2 protein-coding genes are annotated in these 1214 nt (G+C 70.0%); both read left to right on the top strand.

Annotated features, from left to right (window positions below):
• Positions 1 to 274 precede the first annotated feature (274 nt).
• Positions 275 to 622 carry a DUF317 domain-containing protein gene (locus RB628_RS40665; RefSeq protein WP_318325674.1) on the top strand — a complete coding sequence of 116 codons (348 nt, stop codon included), beginning with the start codon at positions 275 to 277 and terminating at the stop codon, positions 620 to 622.
• A gap of 106 nt (positions 623 to 728) precedes the next feature.
• The gene (locus RB628_RS40660) at positions 729 to 1001 is read left to right on the top strand and encodes a hypothetical protein (RefSeq protein ID WP_318325673.1); all 273 of its coding nucleotides are present in this window, start codon (positions 729 to 731) and stop codon (positions 999 to 1001) included.
• Positions 1002 to 1214 lie beyond the last annotated feature (213 nt).

Genomic DNA, 1214 nt, shown 5'->3' with positions numbered 1-1214 from the left:
TGCGGATCTTGCGCTCCAGCCCGGCACCGTCCCAGTGCCTGCTCGACTCCGCCACTCCGCTCCCCCTCCGGCTCTGTACGACCCTGCGCCGCAACCCAGTTAGGACAACCGGCCGCGCCGATCCATTCCCCGGTCCGTCGGTCTCGCGCCCTCGGTGGCCAGTTCGCCCACGGCAGACAGCACCTTCCGGGAAACGACTACGTACTTCGGCACACCGCATGCCAACGTACGGGTGTCGGGAAAAACCGCAGGTCAACGAAGGAACCGTCCACTCGTGAACGCCTCCAGCACTCCCCTGCCCGCTGTCGTCCGTCCCACCGTGGAGGAGCGCGCCTGGCTCTCCAGCGACCACTGCGCGAGCCCGGTGCTCGAACTGCTCGGCGCACTCGGCTGGGCGATCGTCGACACCCCGGAGGCCAACGTGCACTGCACCAGCCCGGACGGCCGCGCCTACGTCGGCTGGCTCCCCGAGGACACCACCGCCTGGAAGCGAGGCATCGTCTGGCAGATCCGGGTCATCCCCGCCGACGCCGAGCCCTGGGTCCAGGAGTTCGGCCTCTACACCCCCTCCGAGGCCGTCGCCGGATTCATCGCCGCCCTCGGCGCCAACCCCTCCCGCTGACCGTGCGGCGGCCGGGACGCCCTCCCTGCCGCCGGACACACCGCACCCCCGCTGGTCGACTCACACATTGAGCCAACCGGCCCCCAACCACCGAGAGGAACCGGTCTTGACCTTCCGCGCCCCGCTGACCAACCACCACTCCGACGGCACCAACTGCCCGGCGGACCACAAGCACACCAGCTCCGGCAAGCCGCTCCACCCCGACTGCTCCGGCCGCACCTACTCCCAGGCCGTCTGCTCCTGCGGTGACTGGCAGATGACGAGCCCCGGCAAGGGCTACGTCAACGAGTGTCGCAAGCGACACCTCGCCAGCCATGCCAAGCCGGAGGCGACCGGCCCGAAGGTCCTGCGCGACCTGCTCCGCCTCGACGCCCACTGACGCTCCAACAACAACCCTGCTTCGCCCAACCGGTCCCGCTCCCGGAGGATCCCGTGCCCCACTACCTGACCGTCGGCCACCTGCTCCGCCAGCTCCAGAGCCTTGACCCCAACCTGCCGATCCGCCTCGCCGTCAACCCCGACTGGCCCTTCACGCATTACCTCGGCACCGACGTCGTCGTGCGCGACGGCGTCGCGTTCATCGCCGACGACG

The organism is Streptomyces sp. ADMS (assembly GCF_033441795.1).
In the GTDB taxonomy this organism is placed as follows: Bacteria; Actinomycetota; Actinomycetes; order Streptomycetales; family Streptomycetaceae; genus Streptomyces.
This window is presented reverse-complemented; position numbering and strand designations above follow the sequence as displayed.